The 18491-nt window shown below is 73.8% G+C and carries 21 protein-coding genes; 9 read left to right on the forward strand and 12 right to left on the reverse strand.

Translation table 11 applies throughout. The annotated features are described in order from the left end of the window. Positions 1-29 precede the first annotated feature (29 nt). Complete coding sequence (locus ACGFI9_RS31715) at positions 30-1277, reverse strand: RNA polymerase sigma factor (RefSeq protein ID WP_393183843.1); 1248 nt, start codon at positions 1275-1277, stop codon at positions 30-32. Positions 1278-1441: 164 nt separating this feature from the next. On the opposite strand from ACGFI9_RS31715, the gene ACGFI9_RS31720 reads away from it, so the two are divergent. Both ACGFI9_RS31720 and ACGFI9_RS31725 read left to right on the forward strand, forming a co-directional pair. Further along, complete coding sequence (locus tag ACGFI9_RS31720) at positions 1442-1807, forward strand: VOC family protein (protein ID WP_393183845.1); 366 nt, start codon at positions 1442-1444, stop codon at positions 1805-1807. Positions 1808-1832: 25 nt separating this feature from the next. Continuing rightward, positions 1833-2567 (forward strand): YqjF family protein, encoded by a 735-nt coding sequence (locus tag ACGFI9_RS31725; RefSeq protein ID WP_393183847.1) that lies wholly within the window; start codon positions 1833-1835, stop codon positions 2565-2567. On the opposite strand, the gene ACGFI9_RS31730 is transcribed toward ACGFI9_RS31725, so the two are convergent. The 4 genes from ACGFI9_RS31730 to ACGFI9_RS31745 form a co-directional block, all read right to left on the reverse strand. Further along, positions 2516-3841, reverse strand: coding sequence for a hypothetical protein (locus ACGFI9_RS31730; protein ID WP_393183849.1), 1326 nt, complete (start codon positions 3839-3841; stop codon positions 2516-2518). The two genes, ACGFI9_RS31725 and ACGFI9_RS31730, sit on opposite strands and share 52 nt — an antisense overlap. Positions 3842-3952: 111 nt before the next feature. Next, positions 3953-4123: a hypothetical protein gene (locus ACGFI9_RS31735; protein WP_393183851.1), complete on the reverse strand. Its 171-nt coding sequence runs from the start codon at positions 4121-4123 to the stop codon at positions 3953-3955. Positions 4124-4248: 125 nt separating this feature from the next. Then, on the reverse strand, positions 4249-4623 hold the full coding sequence (gene yidD / locus ACGFI9_RS31740; protein ID WP_393183853.1) for a membrane protein insertion efficiency factor YidD: 375 nt from the start codon (positions 4621-4623) through the stop codon (positions 4249-4251). A 48-nt stretch (positions 4624-4671) separates the two neighbouring features. Next, the gene (locus ACGFI9_RS31745) at positions 4672-4971 is read right to left on the reverse strand and encodes a helix-turn-helix domain-containing protein (protein WP_393183855.1); all 300 of its coding nucleotides are present in this window, start codon (positions 4969-4971) and stop codon (positions 4672-4674) included. Between the two features lie 324 nt (positions 4972-5295). On the opposite strand from ACGFI9_RS31745, the gene ACGFI9_RS31750 reads away from it, so the two are divergent. Then, the gene (locus tag ACGFI9_RS31750) at positions 5296-6156 is read left to right on the forward strand and encodes a helix-turn-helix domain-containing protein (protein ID WP_393183857.1); all 861 of its coding nucleotides are present in this window, start codon (positions 5296-5298) and stop codon (positions 6154-6156) included. A gap of 1 nt (position 6157) precedes the next feature. Here ACGFI9_RS31750 and ACGFI9_RS31755 read toward each other — a convergent pair whose 3' ends face one another. From ACGFI9_RS31755 to ACGFI9_RS31765, 3 genes are all read right to left on the reverse strand, one after another. Continuing rightward, positions 6158-7327, reverse strand: a complete 1170-nt coding sequence (locus ACGFI9_RS31755; protein WP_393183859.1) for a phosphotransferase family protein — start codon at positions 7325-7327, stop codon at positions 6158-6160. 109 nt (positions 7328-7436) lie between these two features. Further along, positions 7437-8624, reverse strand: a complete 1188-nt coding sequence (locus ACGFI9_RS31760) for a low temperature requirement protein A (RefSeq protein ID WP_393183861.1) — start codon at positions 8622-8624, stop codon at positions 7437-7439. 11 nt (positions 8625-8635) lie between these two features. Further along, complete coding sequence (locus ACGFI9_RS31765) at positions 8636-8980, reverse strand: phosphotransferase family protein (RefSeq protein ID WP_393184019.1); 345 nt, start codon at positions 8978-8980, stop codon at positions 8636-8638. 92 nt (positions 8981-9072) lie between these two features. Here ACGFI9_RS31765 and ACGFI9_RS31770 point away from each other — a divergent pair, with 92 nt between their 5' ends. Next, the gene (locus ACGFI9_RS31770) at positions 9073-9648 is read left to right on the forward strand and encodes a hypothetical protein (RefSeq protein ID WP_393183863.1); all 576 of its coding nucleotides are present in this window, start codon (positions 9073-9075) and stop codon (positions 9646-9648) included. Here the strand turns inward: ACGFI9_RS31770 and ACGFI9_RS31775 are convergent. Further along, positions 9636-10919 (reverse strand): hypothetical protein, encoded by a 1284-nt coding sequence (locus ACGFI9_RS31775; protein ID WP_393183865.1) that lies wholly within the window; start codon positions 10917-10919, stop codon positions 9636-9638. The genes ACGFI9_RS31770 and ACGFI9_RS31775 overlap by 13 nt on opposite strands. Positions 10920-11078: 159 nt before the next feature. Here ACGFI9_RS31775 and ACGFI9_RS31780 point away from each other — a divergent pair, with 159 nt between their 5' ends. Beyond that, entirely contained in the window at positions 11079-11504 is a 426-nt protein-coding gene (locus tag ACGFI9_RS31780; protein WP_393183867.1) for a VOC family protein, read from the forward strand. A 3-nt stretch (positions 11505-11507) separates the two neighbouring features. Here the strand turns inward: ACGFI9_RS31780 and ACGFI9_RS31785 are convergent, their stop codons facing one another. Beyond that, positions 11508-12674, reverse strand: coding sequence for a hypothetical protein (locus ACGFI9_RS31785; protein ID WP_393183869.1), 1167 nt, complete (start codon positions 12672-12674; stop codon positions 11508-11510). A gap of 244 nt (positions 12675-12918) precedes the next feature. Between ACGFI9_RS31785 and ACGFI9_RS31790 the strand changes: the two genes are divergently transcribed. Then, the gene (locus ACGFI9_RS31790; RefSeq protein ID WP_393183870.1) at positions 12919-14460 is read left to right on the forward strand and encodes a gluconokinase; all 1542 of its coding nucleotides are present in this window, start codon (positions 12919-12921) and stop codon (positions 14458-14460) included. A gap of 50 nt (positions 14461-14510) precedes the next feature. Beyond that, positions 14511-16022, forward strand: coding sequence for an SLC13 family permease (locus ACGFI9_RS31795; RefSeq protein ID WP_393183872.1), 1512 nt, complete (start codon positions 14511-14513; stop codon positions 16020-16022). Positions 16023-16106: 84 nt separating this feature from the next. On the opposite strand, the gene ACGFI9_RS31800 is transcribed toward ACGFI9_RS31795, so the two are convergent. Beyond that, the gene (locus ACGFI9_RS31800; RefSeq protein ID WP_393183874.1) at positions 16107-16661 is read right to left on the reverse strand and encodes a TetR/AcrR family transcriptional regulator; all 555 of its coding nucleotides are present in this window, start codon (positions 16659-16661) and stop codon (positions 16107-16109) included. 90 nt (positions 16662-16751) lie between these two features. Here ACGFI9_RS31800 and ACGFI9_RS31805 point away from each other — a divergent pair, with 90 nt between their 5' ends. Both ACGFI9_RS31805 and ACGFI9_RS31810 read left to right on the forward strand, forming a co-directional pair. Continuing rightward, positions 16752-17621, forward strand: coding sequence for an alpha/beta fold hydrolase (locus tag ACGFI9_RS31805; protein ID WP_393183876.1), 870 nt, complete (start codon positions 16752-16754; stop codon positions 17619-17621). Positions 17622-17624: 3 nt separating this feature from the next. Continuing rightward, complete coding sequence (locus ACGFI9_RS31810; protein ID WP_393183878.1) at positions 17625-18125, forward strand: HPP family protein; 501 nt, start codon at positions 17625-17627, stop codon at positions 18123-18125. 81 nt (positions 18126-18206) lie between these two features. On the opposite strand, the gene ACGFI9_RS31815 is transcribed toward ACGFI9_RS31810, so the two are convergent. Beyond that, positions 18207-18491 (reverse strand): putative quinol monooxygenase, encoded by a 285-nt coding sequence (locus ACGFI9_RS31815; RefSeq protein ID WP_393183880.1) that lies wholly within the window; start codon positions 18489-18491, stop codon positions 18207-18209.

Raw genomic sequence — 18491 nt, forward strand, 5'->3', positions numbered from 1 at the left:
CCGGATCCGACATGACCTTTCAAGATTTTTTAGGCGCCGCATTCGGCGGCCCGGTTCAGCAGCAGCGCGCGTTCCCGGGCGTTGCCGGTGAGGGACGCCGCCCGCTCGAACTCGGCGCGGGCCTCCTCGTGCCGGCCGAGCTTGAACAGCAGGTCACCGAGCACGCTGGGCAGCAGGTGGTAGTGCTCCAGCGCCGGTTCGTACTCCAGTTCGCGGGCGAGTTCCAGGCCGGCGGCGGGGCCGTGGGCCTGGGCGACGGCGACGGCCCGGTTCAGCTCGATCACCGGTGAGGGAACCAGCCGCACCAGGTCCGCGTAGAGGGCGGCGATCCGCGCCCAGTCGGTCTCCTCGGGGGTACGCGCCCGCGCGTGACAGGCGGCGATCTCGGCTTGGAGGGCGTACGGGCCGGGGTGGTCGGTGCGGGCCCGGTCGAGGGCGGCGAGGCCGCGCCGGATGAGCAGCTGGTCCCAGCGGCTGCGGTCCTGGTCGTTGAGGAGGATGGGTTCGCCGTCGGGGCCGGTGCGGGCGCGGGTGCGGGACGCCTGGATCTCCAGCAGGGCGGCCAGGCCGTGCACCTCGGGTTCGTCGGGCATCAGCCCCTGTAGCAGCCGGGCCAGGCGCAGCGCCTCCTGGGCGAGGGCGGGGCGCATCCAGTCGTCGCCGGCGGTGGCGGAGTAGCCCTCATTGAAGATCAGGTAGACGACCTCCAGCACCGAATCGAGGCGTTCGGCGCGCTCGGCCGGACCGGGCACCTCGAAGGGGATCTTCGCGGTGGCGAGGGTCTGCTTGGCGCGGGTGATCCGCTGCCCGACCGTGGGTTCGGCGGTGAGGAAGGCGCGGGCGATCTCGCCGGTCGTGAGGCCGCCGAGCAGCCGCAGGGTGAGCGCGGCCCGGGCGATCGGGGACAGGATCGGGTGGCAGGCGGTGAAGATCAGCCGCAGCAGGTCGTCCTCGATGTGGTCCTCGACGGCGGCGTCGAAGTCGGGGGTGACCTGCTCGTCGAGGTCCCGGCCGAGTTCGGCGAGCGTACGCTGCTGGGTCTGCCGGCGGCGGAGCGCGTCGACGGCGCGGCGCTTGCCGACGGTGACCAGCCACGCCCCGGGGTTGGCCGGTACGCCGTCGCGGGGCCATTGTTCGAGGGCGGCGACGAGGGCGTCCTGGGCGAGTTCCTCGGCCTGGCCGACGTCGCGGACGATGCCCGCGATGCCGGCGACGACGCGTCCGGCCTCCATCCGCCACACCGTTTCGACGGTGCGCCGCACCTCGGTCTCTCCCATGGCCTCATGACAGCAGGCGAGTCCGACGTTCGCCAGGATCCGGTTGCTGCCGCGTTGCTCTCAACGGTGACGGTGCTCGACAGGTGAGGTCGAGCGCACGGCCGAGGAAGTGTCGTAGGCGGCTCATAACCTGGCCCGGTCATCGACGACCACAGGGAGACCACGTGCTCGACCACTTCTCCGTCATGGTGCGGGACCTGCCGGCCAGCGCCGCCTTCTACGACGCCGTGCTGGCCCCACTGGGCGGCCGCCGGATCATGGAACCCGGCCCGATCGGCTACGGCGTGGACCGTCCCGACTTCTGGCTGGTGCCCGGCCCGGCCGACAGCGCGCCCCTGGAGGCGCACATCGCCTTCACCGCCCCCGACCGGGCCGCGGTACAGGCGTTCCGCGACGCCGCGGTCGCCGCCGGCGCGGAGGTGCTGCACGAGCCGCGGGTCTGGCCGGAATACCACCCGACCTACTACGGCGCGTTCGTCCGGGACCCGGACGGCAACAACGTCGAAGCGGTCTGCCACCGCCCGGAGTGACCGCCACACCGGGCACCATGGACGCGTGGACATCGAGCCGGTCGACCCGGCACCCGCGCAGCCGTTCTCCCGGGCGTCGCTGCGGCAACGCTGGCAGGACCTGACCTTCCTGCACTGGGCGGTCGCGCCGGACCTCGTGGCGCCGCTGCTGCCCGCCGCCACCCGCCCGGACACCCTCGACGGCGTCACCTACGTCGGCCTGATCGGATTCCGGCTGGTCGGGCTTGGCCTCGGGCGGGGACCGGCAGTGCCGTACTTCGGCACCTTCTGGGAGACCAACGTCCGGCTCTACTCGGTCGACGACTCCGGCCGATGCGCGGTGGTGTTCCGCTCGATGGACGCGTCCCGGCTGGCGCTGGTGCTGGCGGCGCGGCTGAGCCTGCGGCTGCCGTACAAGTGGTCGGCGATGCGGCTGGACCGGGACGGCGACCGCCTCACCTACCGCTGCCGGCGCCGCTGGCCCGGCCCGAAGGGCGCGACGAGCCGGATGGTGGTCCGGGTCGGCGAGCCGATCGCCGACCCGACCCCCCTCGATCACTTCCTCACCGCCCGCTGGGGCCTGCACACCCGGGCGTACGGGCGCACCCTGCACCTGCCGAACTGGCATCCGCGCTGGCCGCTGCACCAGGCCGAACTGCTGCACCTGGACGACGAACTGGTTGCCGCCGCCGGGCTGCCGGCGGTCACCGGGCCGCCGGTGAGCGTGCTCTACTCCCCCGGCGTCCCGGTCGTGTTCGGCACCCCGGTCCCACTGCGGTGATCGGGCGTTGCGCGCCCTCCCGCTCCGTCCCCGCACCGCATCAGGTAGCCGCGTCCCACCCAGAAACCGTCCACGCAGGTGAACCAGTGGCACACCTCGGCGACCGGCTCATGGACCAACGCGCCCCCGCAGTAGGTGTAGCCGAGCGGATTCTCCGGGGCCCCGCAGCGGTCCACCGATTTCGAGGTCGGGACCGGCCGGACCGGGGCGGAGGGGGACGGGCGGGGCGTGCGGCTCGGCGCGGCCGGGCTCCGGCTGGGGGCCGGCCGGGACGGCGAGCCGGCCTGAGGCCGCCGGCTGGGATGCTCGTGCACCGGATGCTGCACCCGCCGCCGGGCCGGCTGCGTCCGGCCGCCGCCGATCCCGCCGGAAGCGTCCAGGATCGGCGCGGAGCCGCCCGGCAGCACGGGCCCGCCCGTCGGGGTGCCGGTGACCGCCGATCCGATCCCGGCGCCGTCGGTCGGCACGACCCTGATGCCACCGCCGGAGGGCAGGCCGGCCGGTGAGCGGCGGGCCGCGTCGGGTCCGGCCGTCGCGGCGAGCGCAGCCACGGCGACGAAAGCCGCGGCCGCGGCGGCGGCCAGCGCGGAGCGGCTGAGGCGGGCGTACCCGGGCGCGTGGCCGGCGCTGACCAGCACCGGCGCCGGCGGCGGTGTCCGCCGATTGGCCGCCACGGCCTGGTCGAGCCGGTCGAGGACCACCGGCCGCTGCCTGGTGGCGTCGGCGTACGCCAAGGTCAGTCGCAGCCGAAAGTGCGCCGCCGCGCCGCGGGGCACGCGGAGACCCGCCACCAGCGCCCCGGTGGGCCCGTGCAGCAGGGTCACCGGCACCGCCGGGTGGTGGGTGAGGCCGGCTAGCTCCGCGTACGTCCACTGGCAGGTTCGCTTCCGTCCGATGAGGACAACGCGGCGGTCGGTGACCACGGCGGTGCCGGCCTCGGTCACCCGCGTGCCGTACGGCGGCGGGGGCGCGGATTCCGGGGACATGGCCGGGATCGCGGAGAGCTCCGGCGGAGGCAGATCGGCGTGTCTGGGTACGGTGACCAGCCCGGTCGACGGCTGGACGGCGATCACCGTCTCGCCGCGCGCGAGTTCCACGGGCACCACCGCGTGGATCGCGGGCGACTCCTCGGCGCCCGCCCGCAGGCGCCGCAGGCGTACGCCGCGCAGACACCAGGCCTCGACGGCGTCCTCGTGGGCGCGGCGCCGCCGCTCGTTCTCCCGCCTGGCCCAGCGCGCCCGCCAACCGCTACCGCTCCTGTCCACATGGGTCACCGGGGCCCGCCTTTCACGAGGATCATTCGCTGGTACCCGGTACAACCGGTGAAGCGGCCTCGGGACACGGCGGCCGGGCCACGAGCGGGCGGCCGGTGGGCGGCGCTGTGGTCAGCGGCGGGCGGGCCGGCGGCGGGCGAGCGGGCCGGGGCGACGCCGCAGTTCCCGGATGGCCTGCCGCAGCTCGAACTCGATCCGCGCGGCCTCGTACCGCCCGTCCGCGTCCGGCTCCGCCGTCCGGTGCTCGCGCCGCGGGTCCCCCCACCCGGTGTGCTCTGCCATGGCACTCGCCTCCCCCGTCGCGTCGGGCCGTCCATCGCCCGATCGCTCACCGGCCCAAACGAGGCGCCGCAGGCGCGGTTGCTGTGGCGGTCGTCACATGCCGGCCAGCCGGGCGTGACGGCGGTTCAGCGCAGCGGGTCGTGGGTGCCGCGCGGGACGTGCGGCCTGCAGCGGCGTACCCGGTCGGCGGCCATCCGCCCGCCCACCGCGAGGCCGTACTTCTCCACCGCCGCGAGGCCGTAGGCGCTGCAGGTGGGGGTGTAGCGGCACCGGCCGGGCCAGCGGTGCGACAGCCAGCGCCGGTAGCCGAGGATGGCGGCCCGGCCGGCCCGGTCCATGCCCGGGGCGCGTACCGCACCCGCCGCTACCGAACCGAAGGTGAGCAGGAACGAGAAGAGACCGAGGTCGCAGCAGTCCGGGCCGTCGCAGTCACAGCCGTCGCAGTCGCACCAGTCCTTGTGCTTCTTTTTGTGGTGCCGCTTCCGCTTCAGGTTGATCACGCCGCCATGGTGCGACACCCACGCCAGCCGTCCGATAGTCCCTTGACGTCAGGCCGCGTCGGCGGCCGGCGAGAACCGGACGTCGAGCCGCATGTCCAGCGCACGGGCCAGCCGTTCGAGAACGACGAGCGTGGGCACGGTGCCCCCCGCCTCGAAACGGGCCACGGCGGATTGCGTCATTCCCGCCGCCCGTGCCAGCTGCGTCTGGCTCCAGCCATTGTGTTTTCGCAGTTCACGAACCGTCTGACCAAGCTCGAACGCAATCCGCGCCGCGGCGTACGCCTCGTCCGCCCCGGGCTCGGCCATCCGGCGCTGGCGCAGGTCGCTCCAGTCAACGCGTTCGGTCATCACTCAGGCCCCCCTCGACTACCTTGTGCCGCTCCGCCACACATCGCTCCAGAGCCCGGCGCGCCCGCTCGGAGGCGGTCCGGTTACGTGACCGGTCGCCTATCGCTCAAGTCAGAAGCGCAGTTTCCTCAGGTCGTCGTCGATATAAGCATTGTCCGTCCGCTGCACCTAATACCTATATGGCGTGGTGGCGGTGCGCTCTTTTGGTACGGCACCAAACGGCAGCTGGAGCGGTCGGAACCGACCGGACCGGGTCCGGCGGGGTCGGGTCTCGGCAGGCGCGGACGCCTAGCGTCGAGGGCGGGAAACAGGAAGGAGCATCGGGTGCTGGAGCGGCTCAACCAGGCCATGGACCACCTCGAACGCCACCTCGACCAGCCCCTGGACGTCGCCGAGCTGGCGCGGATCGCGTGCGTGTCGGAGCACCACTTCCGGCGGCTCTTCTCGGCGCTGGCCGGGATGCCGCTGTCGGAGTACGTACGCCGTCGCCGGCTCACCGTGGCCGGCGCGGAGGTGCTGTCCGGGGACGCGTCGCTGCTGGCGGTCGCGGTCCGCTGGGGGTACGGGTCGAACGAGGCGTTCGCCCGGGCGTTCCGGGCCGTGCACGGCGTCGGCCCACAGGAGGCCCGGCGTACGGGAGCGATCCTGCGTGCCCAGCCCCGGATGTCCTTCCGACTCGTCGTCGAAGGGAGCGCCAGCATGGAGTACCGGATCGTGGCGAAGGAGGCGTTCCGCCTGGCCGGGCGGAAGGCGCGGGTGCCGCTGGTCCACGAGGGGATGAACCCGCACATCGTGGCGTTCATCAAGGGCCTCGACCCGGGGACCGTACGCCGGATCGAGGCGCTGTCGGACCAGGAGCCGCGCGGCCTGGTCAACGTCAGTGACGACCTGGCCGGCTCGCGGGCGGAGGGCACCGAGCTGGACTACTGGCACGGGGTGGTGACCGGCGCGGACGTGCCGGCGGGCCTGGACAGCCTGCCGGTGGCGGCGGGCGACTGGGCGGTCTTCCGCAGCTCGGGGGCCTTCCCGCAGGCGCTGCAGTACCTGTGGCGCGACGTGTTCACCCAGTGGTTCCCGTCCCACCCGTACGAGAGCCGGCCCGGGCCGGAGATGTCGCGGGTGCGGGTGGCGGCCGACGGGCGGACGGCCGACGCGGAGCTGTGGATCCCGGTGCGGAAGGTGTGAGTCAGGCCAGGGCGGCGGCCCGCTTGAGGCAGGCGGGCACGTCACCCAGGTGGTACGGGTGCTCGCTGGGCTCGATGCCGGCGAGGAACATCGCGTACACGGCGGCCATCCGCAGCGGCGCGACCGGGCGGAGCAGGTCGACGGCCCGGCGGGGGTCGCTGCCGGGCGCGTCGGCCCGCCAGCGGGCGGCCCAGGCGTCGAGCAGCGGCCCGGCGGTGGCCGCGTCGAGGGTCTCGGTGAGACGCAGGATGTCGAACGCGGGATGCCCGACGAACGCGTCGCCCCAGTCGATGAACGTCGCCCGCCGGCCGTCGCCGCGAACGTTGCCGGGGTGCAGGTCGCCGTGGACGAGGGTGTCGGGCAGCCCGCAGTCGCGTACCTGGTCGAGCCGGTCGTCGAGGCCGCCGAGCAGGTCGGCCACAACGGCGGTGTCGTGCGGGGCGAGCTGGTCGCGGATCCACCGGGCGAGGGCCGGTCCCCGCCAGTCCGGCACGCCCGCCGCGACCAGGGCCGCGACGTCGTCGGCGGCGCGGCGCTGGAGGGTGTGGTGGGCGGCGGCGATGGCGGCCCGTTCGGCGGGGTCGGCGACGTAGCGGTCGTCGCCGGGGATGTGGTCGAGCAGGACCCGGCCGGTGTCGTCGGCGGCGAGCAGGGTCGGCGTGGTGTCGGGTGCGGCGGTGGCGAGCCAGCGCAGCACGGCGGCCTCGTGCCGGAAGAAGGCGGGCACCTGCTTGAGCCAGGCGCTGCCGTCCGGGCCGTCGAGCCGCCAGATCGCGGACAGGTTCCAGGTGCGGTGCTGGGCGACGGCGGTCACCAGGCGGCCGAGCCGGTCCAGCTCGCCGGTGGCCCAGGCGAGGCTGCGGGCCGGGCCGCCGGGTTCGGCCCAGGGGGCGCGCAGCGGGTGCGGCGCGAGGTCCATGGTGGCCGGTGCCAGGGGTACGGCCGGGGGTGCGGCCACCTCGGCCAGGTAGGTGAGGTGCCCGCCGGGCGGTTCGGGGCGGTCGGCGGTGAGCAGCCGCAGCACGGCCACGTCGACGCCGTGGCGGTGGCGGGCGCCGTCGACGATCGAGCCGGCCTGCTGCCACCAGGGTTCCGGCACGTCGTACGGGGGCAGGGCGCCGAGCGGCCGGCCGGCGGGATCGACCAGGACGAGGGTCACGGTGCGGGACACGGCGGGACCGTATCGTGGCTGCCGCCGTGGAGCGAGCGGATATGACCGTCCACGCCTCTGCGCCGCCATCGTCGACCGACTCACCTTCGGCGGAACCGCATCGCTCTACTCAGGCGCGGTGGCCCCGGCGCTGCGCAAGCCACACATACGCCGCCTGCCAGCCCACCACCATCACCAGCAGCCAGACCATCAGCACACCGGGCAGCCAACCCCCGATCGCGGCGAGCACCAGCGGCGCCGCCGTGCCCGGTAGACCCCAGCCCAGCAGCCAGTGCAGCGGCTGCCGGACGATGACTGCGCCAAGCGCCGCGTCCAGGAAATACACCGCGACGCCGCCACAGAGCAGCCAGCGCACGGCCGAGGGCGCATGTCCGTGCGGGTGCTCCATGATCGTGCCCAAACCAGCGGCGATCACGGTGATGCTCGTGACGGTCAGGAAATGCAGCGGCATCCCTGCCCGTACCGGCATCCTGCCGGACTCCGTCGCCAGCAACCCGTAACGGAAGGTGGGCCACCACAGGCCGATCAGCAGCACAAAACCGGCCACGGCAACAGCCACCACACCCGAGGTCCACGCGACGCCGGCAGCGGTGGTCACCAACTGCATCACGCCCTCGCCGAGCACGATGATGACGAACAGGCCCAGCCGCTCGGCGAGGTGCGCCAGATCCAGGCGCGCCTCTCGGAACTCCACCCGTCCGAGGCCGCGCTTGGCAGCGCCGGTAGCCGCGCGCTGGGCCTCACGCTCCATCAAGCGCTGCGCCCACGGCGGGATCTGACCGGCCTGGGAGGCGAGCAGGATCGGCAGCAGGAGGTCGATGGCCAGCCCAACGACCCACAGCACGTACCGGGCCGGCGAGCCGACCATGAGGGAGACGATCCACGGCGCCAACCCGAGCCCGACCTGAGCCGTGGGCCAGGCGAGCAGGGTCTGCCGGGTACCAGCCCAGGACAGCTGCCCGAGGATACGCACGACCACGTAGGCTCCGGCGAACACCCTCGCCCGCTCGCCGGTCGCCTCCGGCACTGCGGCAGCCATCACGGCGATGCCAAACATACCCAGCAGCATCGCCCGACGCCGGGCGTCCTCCCCGGCCACGTTGCCGTACAGGGTGAACGACGTCCATGCGATCCAGACCGCCAGGTACAGCACCAGGAACACGCCGACCGACCGGAGCGTGGGGGTACCGTGCAACCGGTGCGCCAGCTCGAAGATCGCCGCCACGACGACCAGGTCGAAGAACAGTTCCAACCAGCTCGCGTGCCGCCCGGGTTGGGCTGAATCGATCTTCGCCACGGACGGTGATACTACGGCGGCCGGCGTGGAACGCGCGCGCCGTCACACGGCCGCCGCTGTAGCGGAGCACTGTGACTGGAAGCTCTGCCGGATCGAGCGTCCATGGTTTCGGTGAAGCGCAGGATGTCGAAGGCGGGATGTCCGACGAACGCGTCGCCCCAGTCGATGAACGTCGCCCGCCGGCCGTCGCCGCGGACGTTGCCGGGGTGCAGGTCGCCGTGGACGAGGGTGTCGGGCAGCCCGCAGTCGCGTACCCGGTCGAGCCGGTCGTCGAGGCCGGCGAGCAGGTCGGCCACCACGGCGGTGTCGTGCGGGGCGAGCTGGCCACGGATCCACCGCGCGAGGCGGCGAGCGATTAACCCCCAGCCGGATCAGGGTTGGAGGGTCCGGGGACGGTGCGGGTCCGCCCCGGATGTCCGCGCCGGGGTGTGGCGGCGAGGCTGAAGCAATGACGATCATCGACACCCCGAGGCGTACCGGCCAGCCCTGGTTGCGGCCGGTGGCCCTGACCGCCGCGCTGCTGCTGTTCGGCTACGGCATCCTGCGCCTGATCGACCGCCTGGACGGGCACAGCGACAAGGGCGCCTGGGCGTGGAACACCGGGCACACCCTGTTCCTGCTCGGCATCGTCGGGTTCGGGGCGATGATCGTCGGGTTGCGTCGGGTGCTACGTACCCGATCGCCCCGGCTGCGGGTGGTGGACGACGTCGCGGCGGTGGCCGGGCTGATCGGCGCGGTCGCCTTCGTCTGGGTGATCCTCGGCGACCTGTTCCCGCGCTTCGCCGACGCGGTGCCGCCGCCGGACGCGGTGCTGCTGGGCGGGCCGGCGCTGTTCGAGCTGGGCCTGCTGGTGCTGCTGGTCCGGACCGCCGCGCTGCGGCTGCTGCCGGCGTGGGGACCGGTGCTGGTGCTGGTCGGGTTCCTGGCGATCGCGGTGAACCTGAACCTGCTGCCGGTCGGCGCCGCTCTGGTCCTCGCCGGGCTGCTCCCGCTCCGCACCGGTGATGCCGGTCAGGCGGCGTAGACCGGGCGGCGGGTGCCGCCATGGTCCGCGCACCCCCCGCGCGGCATGCCGGTCCTGCTGACCAGGTCGTCCTCGCACTGGACCAGGTAGCCGTTGCCGTCCCAGAGGTTCGAGACGCAGGAGAAGTAGTCGCACACGTCCGCGGCGGGTTCGTAGACGTAGGTCCCGCCGCAGTAGTTGTAGCCGTAGGGGTTGGCTGGCGCGCCGCAGAGGTCCGTCGCCGTCGGGCTCGGCGAGCCGGACGGTGTCCGCGACGGACGGCCGCCGGGCGGCGACGGCGGCTGGCTCGTGGGCCCGCCGGCGGTCGGGGTCGGTGCCCCGGCGCTGGCGGGCGCGATGGTGGTGGGTTGCCCGTCCGGCGGCTGGCTGGACGTGCTGCCGGTGGCGTGGGGAGCGGTGGAGCTGACCGGTGCGCCGAGGCCGGTGGACGGGGACGGGAGCGCCGGGTCGACCGGCCCGGCACTCCGGTTTACCTCCATCCCGACCACGGGCCGGTCGGGCACGGAGCCGTGGAACACGCTGGCGACCGCCGCCAGGGCCAGGGCGACCGCGACGGCGGCGATCAGCGCCGGCCGGACGAGCCGGGCGGTCACCGGGGCGTCGGCCGGGGTGGCCGGCGTCGGGATCGGTGGCCGCTCGTGCCAGTGCGCGACGATCGTGTCGTCGAGCCGCTCCAGCAGCGCCGCGTGCGCTGCGGTGGCCCGGGCGTACGCCACGGTGAGGCGGAGCCGGAAGACGGACGCCTCGTCCCGGGGCACCCGGACGCCCCGGATCGGGCCCGGGCCGGACGGGTGGAGCAGGGTGAACGGCTCGGTGGGGTGGTGGGCGATCCCGTCGACCTCCGGGTACGGCCACTCCTGCTGCTCGTTGGCTCCGACGAGGATCAGCCGCCGGTCGGTCACCACGGCGGTGCCGGCGTCGACCACGCGGACGCCTCGCGGCGGCCGGCGCGACCGCCCGGCTTCGTCGACGGGCACGACGGTCAGCGCCACGGCGGGCAGGTCCGCGGTGTGCCGGGCGGTCACCTCGACGAGTTCCGCCGCGGGCTGCACGGCCAGTACCAGTTCGTCGTCGTCGAGGTCCACCGGCAGCCCCGCCGCCGACTCCGCCAGCTGGTCGGGCTCCTCGGCCTCGGTGTAGAGCTGCCGCAGCTCCTCGTCGCGGCGGCGCCACGCCTCCAGCGCGGCGTCGTACGCCGCGCGCCGCCGCTCGTTCTCCCGTCCGACCCACCGGGCCCGCCAGCCGCGGGCCTCGCCTTCTGTCGCCGTCACCGGGCCGCCTCGCATCATGAAGGGCTTCCGCGTCCACCGGATACAACCCGGCGTGTCCGGGAAGGACACGCCCGAGCATCGACGGGTTTCGGCTCGTTCCGGGTGGCCGATCGGTGGAGGCGGAGTCGAACGAGGGGCTGGCGGGTACGGTCGCAGGGCATGGAGCAGCGGATCAGCCTGATCACCCTCGGCGTGGCCGACCTGGCCCGGGCCCGCACCTTCTACGAGCGCCTCGGCTGGCGCGGCCAGGAGGTGGAGGAGACCGTCTTCTTCCAGGCCGGCGGGCTGGCGCTGGTGCTGTGGGGGCGGGACAAGCTCGCCGACGACGCCGGCCTCGACCGGGGCGGCGACGGCTTCGGCGGGGTGAGCCTGGCGCAGAACGTGGGCAGCCGCGCGGAGGTCGACGAGATCATGGGCCGGGCGGCCGAGGCCGGGGCGACGGTCACCCGGCCGGCCCGGGACACCTTCTACGGCGGGTACGCGGGCTGCTTCACCGACCCCGACGGGCACCTGTGGGAGATCGCCTGGAACCCGGGCTTCCCGCTGGCCGAGGACGGTTCGCTGACCGTGCCGGAGTTCGGCTGAGCGTCAGGTCCACACCGTACGGCGGAAGCCCTCGTTGTCGGCGCAGGCGTCGCGCTGCCCGCCGGTCAGGCTGACCGTGCCGTCGCGGCACTGCACCAGCCATCCTCGCCCCGACCAGAACCCGGGTACGCAGTCGAACCAGTCGCAGACCCCCTTGGCCGGCCGGCGGATCCGGGAGCCGCCGCAGAAGTCGTACCCGTAGGGGTTGACCGGGGCGCCGCAGCGCCGCTCGGCCCCCGGTTGCGGCGTGCTGTCGTGGGACGGCGAGGCCGTCGGGATGGTCCGGCTGCGGCGAGGTTTGGGGCTGGTGGTCTGGTCGACGCGGACGGCCGGGGCGAGCGACGGGACCGCGGAGGGGGTGGTCGCCGGGGTGGCGGCGGAGGCGACCTCCGAGCCGGGACGCACCGGCGGGTCGGATTCGAAGAGCATCGCCGGCACGATCAGCGCGAGGGCCGCCCCGGCGGCGACGGTCCGCCGGCCGCCCGGGAGCAGCGCGGACAGCTGGGCCTGGGCCGGGGTGACGATGGCCGGGCGGATCGGGCGGACGTCGCTGTGCTCCTCGATCAGTTCGTCGAGCTGGGCGATGACCGCCGCCCGCTGTTCGATCGCGTCGGCGAAGGCCAGGGTCAGCTTGAACCGGAAGTCGGCGACCGCGTTGGTGGGCAGCAGCAGGCCGGAGGTGCGCCGCCGGTCGAGGACCTGGATCAGCGTCACCGGCGCGCCCGGGTCGTGGCACAGCCCGGTCATCCTGCCGTACGCCCAGTCGCGGCGGCCGCGTCCGCCGAGCAGGACGAGCCGGCGGTTGGTGAGCACGGCCAGCCCGGCGTCGGTCACCTTGACCCCGTCGGGGCGGCGCGGGCGCACCGCCGGCGGGTCCGGGTCGACGAGCAGTTCGGGGGCGGGCAGCACGCCGGTGTGCCGTACCTCGACCAGTTGGGCGGCGGGCAGCGTCCAGAAGACCACCTCGCCGGGGGACAGCTCGATCGGTAGGCCAGCGCCCGCCTCGGCCGAGCCGTGGAAGGACCCGGCGAGGGTACGCAGCCGGCGCAGCTCCTCGTCACGTCGTCGCCACGCCTCGTCGGCCGCGCGGAAGGACCGCTGCCGCCGCTCGTTCTGCCGGTGCGCCCACCGGTAGCGCCATGTGGAACCCGTCGAATCAGTCTTCGCCACGCCGACTCCTCCGCCGCGCGAGCCCACCAACCGGGGTGTCATTCATGTCAACTGGTCAGCCGGGGCGGCAAGACACGCGAAAGTCACCAATCTGACCGATCGGGTGATTGACCGGCACGTTTAGGCGGAATCCGCCACGTCGATTCCCGCGATCTCGGCGGCTGCGCTTCGCCATGCGAGGGTGCCCCACCCTCGGTAACGTCACCCTCACGGGGCACCGCGGCCCTCACGAGGAGGTGAACCGGTGGGCGGGACGGCCGTCGTGGTGGGCGTGGACATCGGCACCACCAGCACCAAGGCGGTCGCGTACGACACCGGCGGCCGGCAGCTCGCCGCGCACTCGATCGGCTACCCCCTCGACGAGCCCCACCCCGGGTACGCCGAGCAGAACCCCCAACTGATCTTCGACGCGGTGGTGGGCTCGGTCCGGGCGGTGGTGGAGCAGCTCCACGAACCGGTCGCCGGGCTGTCGTTCAGCACCGCCATGCACAGCCTGATCGGGCTGGACCCCGACGGCATCCCCCTGACCCCCTCGGTGACCTGGGCCGACTCCCGGGCCAGCGCGCAGGCCGAACGGCTGCGGGCCGCGCCGTCCGGGCTGGCCCTGCACCGGCGCACCGGCACCCCGGTGCACCCGATGGCGCCGCTGCCCAAGCTGCTCTGGTACGCCGAGCAGGAACCCAAGCTGCACGAACAGGTCGCGCACTGGGTGGGCATCAAGGACTACGTGCTGCTGCGGCTGGCCGAAGCCCTGGTCACCGACCACTCGGTCGCCTCGGCCACCGGGCTGATGGACATCCACCACCTCGCCTGGGACGCCGAAGCCCTGGCCATCGCCGGCATCACCGAGGAGCAGCTGCCCCAGCTCGTACCGACCACCCACGTGCTGCCGGGGCTGGCCGCCGAGGCGGCCCGGGCCACCGGCCTGCCCGCCGACACCCCGCTCGTCGTCGGCGCCGGCGACGGGCCCCTGGCCAACCTCGGGCTCGGCGCGGTGCACCCCGGCGAGGTGGCCTGCTCCATCGGCACCAGCGGCGCGATGCGGGTGATGGTGGAACGGCCCAGCGTCGACCCGCTCGGCGGCGTCTTCTGCTACGCCCTCACCGAGCAGCGCTGGGTGGTCGGCGGCGCGATCAACAACGGCGGCATCGTCCTGCAGTGGGCCGGCGAGGCGCTCGCCCCCGAACTCGGCGAACACGCCGAGGAGGAACTGCTCAACCTGGCCGCCCAGGCACCCGTCGGCTCCGGCGGGCTGATCATGCTGCCGTACCTGCTCAGCGAGCGGGCGCCGCACTGGAGCGCCCTGCCGCGCGGCGCGTACGTGGGCATCACCCACGGCCACCGGCGGGAGCACCTCGTGCGGGCCGCGCTGGAGGGCGTCTGCCAGCAGCTCGCCCTGGTCCTCGCCTCGGTCCGAGCGGCCGGCAACGAGGTACGCGAGGTCCGGGCCAGCGGTGGCTTCGCCCGCAGCCCGCTGTGGCGGCAGATCCTCGCCGACGCGCTCGGCATGCCGGTCCGCTTCCCCGCCGGCCACGAGGGCTCCAGCTTCGGCGCCGCGCTGCTGGGTATGCAGGCGCTCGGCCTGATCGAGTCGATCGACGTCGCCGCCGACCTGGTGAAGATCGACGAGACGGTACGCCCCGACCCCGCCGCCGCCGCCACGTACGCGACCCTGCTGCCGCTCTTCTCCGAGCTGTACGACGCGCTCGTGCCCACGTTCGCGTCACTGCGACGGCTGGCGCCCAGCCTGCCGCCGGAACCACCGCCCACCGCACCTCACCAGTGATCGCCCGTCCCGGGTAACGGACGACTGAGGAACCGAAGGTCGTGATAGCCGTGGTCACACTGCTCGCCGCACCGGCGGCACCACTCACCAACGCCGGGAACACCCAACTGGTGGTCGCCGCCGTGCTCGGCATCGCCGCGGTGGTGCTGCTCATCGCCTGGGGCAAGGTGCACCCGTTCCTGGCCCTGATCCTCGGCGCGGCGGTGCTCGGCGTGGTCGCCGGCGTCGCCGCCGACAAGATCGTCACCTCGTTCAGCGCCGGGGTCGGTTCCACCGTCGGCGGCGTCGGCCTGCTCATCGCCCTCGGCGCGATGATCGGCGGGTTGCTCGCCGAGTCCGGCGGCGCGGACAGCATCGTGGAACGGGTGGTCGCCCGGGTCTCCGGCGGCGCCCTGCCCTGGGCGATGGCCGGGGTCGCCGCCCTGATCGGGCTGCCGCTCTTCTTCGAGGTCGGCGTGGTGCTGCTGGTGCCGATCGTGCTGCTGGTGTCCCGCCGGGTCGACGTACCGCTGATGAAGATCGGCATCCCGGCGCTGGCCGGCCTCTCCGTGCTGCACGGCCTGGTGCCCCCGCACCCCGGCCCGCTGGTCGCGATCGACGCCCTCGGCGCCAACCTCGGCCAGACCCTCGCCCTGGGCCTGCTGGTCGCCATCCCCACGGTGATCGTCGCCGGCCCGGTGTTCGGCAACTTCATCGCCCGCTACGTGCCGGCCACCGCACCGGAGGCGCTGCTGCCCACCCGCCGGCCGCTCGCCGTCGCCGACGCCAAGCGGCCCACCACCCCGGCCGGCGGCCGCCTCGACGCCGACGGCGACCTGGTCACCGAGGACGACCTGATCAACCCGGGCGCCGGCCGCCCCGGTGCGCCGATCGACGAGGGACAGCGCCCGCGCCGGGCACCGGCGCTCTGGGCCGCCGTGGTCACCGTGCTGCTGCCCGTGGTGCTGATGCTGCTGCGCGCCATCGGCGAGTTGACCCTGGACAAGGGCACCGGTGGCCGCAAGACGCTCGACATCATCGGCACCCCGATCGTCGCCCTGCTGGCCGGCGTCATCTTCGCGATGATCTTCCTGGGCTACCGGACCGGGTTCAGCCGTGCCCAGGTCTCCGGCTTCCTCGGCGGGTCGCTACCGGCCATCGCCGGCATCCTGCTCATCGTGGCGGCCGGCGGCGGCTTCAAGCAGGTCCTGGTCGACGCCGGCGTGGGCAACCTGGTCGCGGACGCCGCCAAGGGCGCGAACATCTCACCGCTGCTGCTCGGCTGGCTGGTCGCGGTCGGTATCCGGATCGCCACCGGCTCGGCCACCGTCGCCACCATCACCGCCGCCGGCATCGTCGCCCCGCTCGCGGCCACCCTGAACCAGCCGGAGGTGGCGCTGCTGGCCCTGGCGATCGGCTGCGGATCGCTGTTCTTCTCGCACGTCAACGACGCCGGCTTCTGGCTGGTCAAGGAGTACTTCGGGCTGACCGTCGGGCAGACCATCAAGAGCTGGTCGGTGATGGAGACGATCATCTCGGTGGTCGGCTTCGCCGGCGTCCTCCTGCTCGACCTCGTGTTGTAGCGGGCCGGGCGGTTCCGCCAGCGTGAGGTCGCCGACCGCGTCACCACCGCACCCGTGCCGCCCTGCTGAGCCGGGCCGGATGCCTCAGCACTGGGTGTCGAGGAGCATTCGGGCGACCTCGCGGGCCTGCCGGGCGGGTTCGGCGGAGCCGCTGATGGCCGCGGTCACCATCGCGCCGTTGGCGAGGATGGCCAACTGCGCGGCGAGCGCCGGTGGCCGGCCGGCGGCCGCGACGAGTTCGGCGAGGTGGTCGGCGAAGGCCTGCTTGTGGGTACGGACGACGTCGGCCACGGTGTCGGATGAAGCGCCGAGTTCGGCGTAGGAGTTGATGAAGGCGCAACCCCGGTAGTCCGGCTGGCTGAACCAGTCGTGGAGGTAGTCGAAGACGGCCAGGATGCGGTCGGTTGGCGCGCCGGGGGCGGAGGTGTACGCCGCGACGCCACCCCGGACCGCGCGATCCCGCCGCCGCAGCACGGCCTCGACCAGGTGCTCCTTCGACGGGAAGAGCTGATACGCGCGCTTGAGCGAGACGCCGGAGGCCGCCCGGATGGCGTCCATGCCCACCGCCTGGACGCCCCGCTCGTAGAAGAGCGTGTCGGCCGCGTCCAGCAGCCGCTGCTCGGCTGTCGCCTGGTCCACCGGTGGAACCCCCTTGCGCAGAGAACGTTCGTTCTCCTAGATTAGCAGGCAGCTGGAGAACGCTCGTTCTCCCGACTGCGAGGAGTCACCATGTCCGCGTTCGCCACCCGTCACCGCACGCTCGAGGTGCAGGGACAGCAGGTCTTCTACCGGGAGGCCGGCGACCCGACCCGACCCACCCTCGTCCTGCTGCACGGCTTCCCCACCAGCTCGCACATGTTCCGCAACCTGATCGCCGCGCTGGCCGACGAGTATCACCTGGTGGCCCCCGACCACGTCGGGTTCGGACAGTCCTCCGCCCCGCCCGTGGACCGGTTCGACTACAGCTTCGAGAAGCTCACCGAGATCACTCTCGCCTTCCTCGACCGCTTGGGGCTGGACCGCTTCGCCTTGTACCTCCACGACTACGGCGCACCGATCGGCCTGCGCATCGCCAGCCGCAACCCGGAGCGGGTCACCGCCCTGATCACCCAGAGCGGCAACGCGTACGTGGACGGGTTCACCCCGTTCTGGGAGGTGCTGTTCGCCCACGCCAAGGACCGGCAGACCCACGAACCGGCAGTACGCCAGCTGCTCGACCTGGAAGCCACCCGGTGGCAGTACACGCACGGCGTACCGGCCGACCGGCTCGACCTCGTCGCGCCGGAGACCTGGCTGCTCGACCAGGCCGGACTCGACCGGCCCGGCAACCGGGAGATCCAGCTCCAGCTCTTCTGGGACTACCAGTTCAACCTCGGCGCGTACCCCGCCTTCCAGGAGTACTTCCGGCAGCACCAGCCGCCGGCGCTGATCACCTGGGGGCGCCACGACGAGATCTTCGGCGCCGCCGGGGCGGAGGCGTACCGCCGCGACCTCCCCGAGGCCGAGCTGCACCTGCTCGACACCGGTCACTTCGCGCTGGAGACCCACGGCGCGGAGATCGCCGCCCTGATCCGCGACTTCCTGCCCAGGGCCCGGTAGGCCGTGGCCGCGACCACGCTCGACCCGCCGGCTCTCGACCGGCGGCCGGCCTGGCCCGGGGCGCTCGCCGCCGGCGCGCTGCTGCTCGCCGCGATGGCCCTGCTCGCCGGCGCCGAACGGACGACCGGACGGGACGTCTTCGCCCTGCCCTTCGTCGCCTCGGCGGCGGTGCTCGCGATGGCGCCCCGGGCACCCCTGGCCCGGCCGGCGGCGGTGCTCCGCAGCTACCCGGTCTGCGCCGCCGTCGCGGTGGCGGTCACCGCCGTCACCGGCCCGTCCGCCTGGGCCGCGACAGCGTCGGCCGTGCTGTCGGTCGTACTCATGCTGCTGCTGCGCGCCCCGCACGCGCCGGCCGCCGTCGGCGCGGCGCTGATCGGGCTGACCGCCCCCGGCCCGGGCTACCTGCTGGACACGGTGCTGCCGGCCGTGGCGGTCGTGCTCGGCGCCGCCCTGATCGGTGGCCGGCTGCTGCCGGCCTACGACTACCCGCCGACCTGGCGCTGACCACCGCCGGCCGGGCCCGCGTGCGGCCCGGCCGGCGGCCCCGAGGACCGGCACGGCACCGAACCGACCGGACGGCCCGGGTCAGGGCGCCTCGACGCCGGAGACGCGGAACTTGTACACCTCCGCGCCGCGGATCGCCGCCACCTGCTCCTGGTTCGGGCCGGACCCGCGGAAGGCCAGCAACTGCTCGTCTGACTCCCACCGCTCGTACACGTTGATCCGGCCCGGCTCGACCAGGTCCGCGCTGACCGCGAAGTCGACGCAGCCCGGCGCCGAGCGGGCCGCCCGGACGGCCTCCACACAGGAGGCCAGGTAGGCGTCCCGCTCGGCGGGGTCGACGTAGAGCGTGCCGGCGACGATGAACAC

The organism is Micromonospora sp. NPDC048930, assembly GCF_043197935.1.
Classification (GTDB): domain Bacteria; phylum Actinomycetota; class Actinomycetes; order Mycobacteriales; family Micromonosporaceae; genus Micromonospora.

Excerpts from the sequence above, each read along its gene's own strand:
- ACGFI9_RS31770 (WP_393183863.1), top strand. The coding sequence starts at position 9,073 with ATGACGATCATCGACACCCCGAGGCGTACCGGCCAGCCCTGGTTGCGG.
- ACGFI9_RS31780 (WP_393183867.1), top strand. The coding sequence starts at position 11,079 with ATGGAGCAGCGGATCAGCCTGATCACCCTCGGCGTGGCCGACCTGGCC.
- ACGFI9_RS31805 (WP_393183876.1), top strand. The coding sequence starts at position 16,752 with ATGTCCGCGTTCGCCACCCGTCACCGCACGCTCGAGGTGCAGGGACAG.
- ACGFI9_RS31745 (WP_393183855.1), bottom strand. The coding sequence starts at position 4,971 with ATGACCGAACGCGTTGACTGGAGCGACCTGCGCCAGCGCCGGATGGCC.
- ACGFI9_RS31715 (WP_393183843.1), bottom strand. The coding sequence starts at position 1,277 with ATGGGAGAGACCGAGGTGCGGCGCACCGTCGAAACGGTGTGGCGGATG.
- ACGFI9_RS31735 (WP_393183851.1), bottom strand. The coding sequence starts at position 4,123 with ATGGCAGAGCACACCGGGTGGGGGGACCCGCGGCGCGAGCACCGGACG.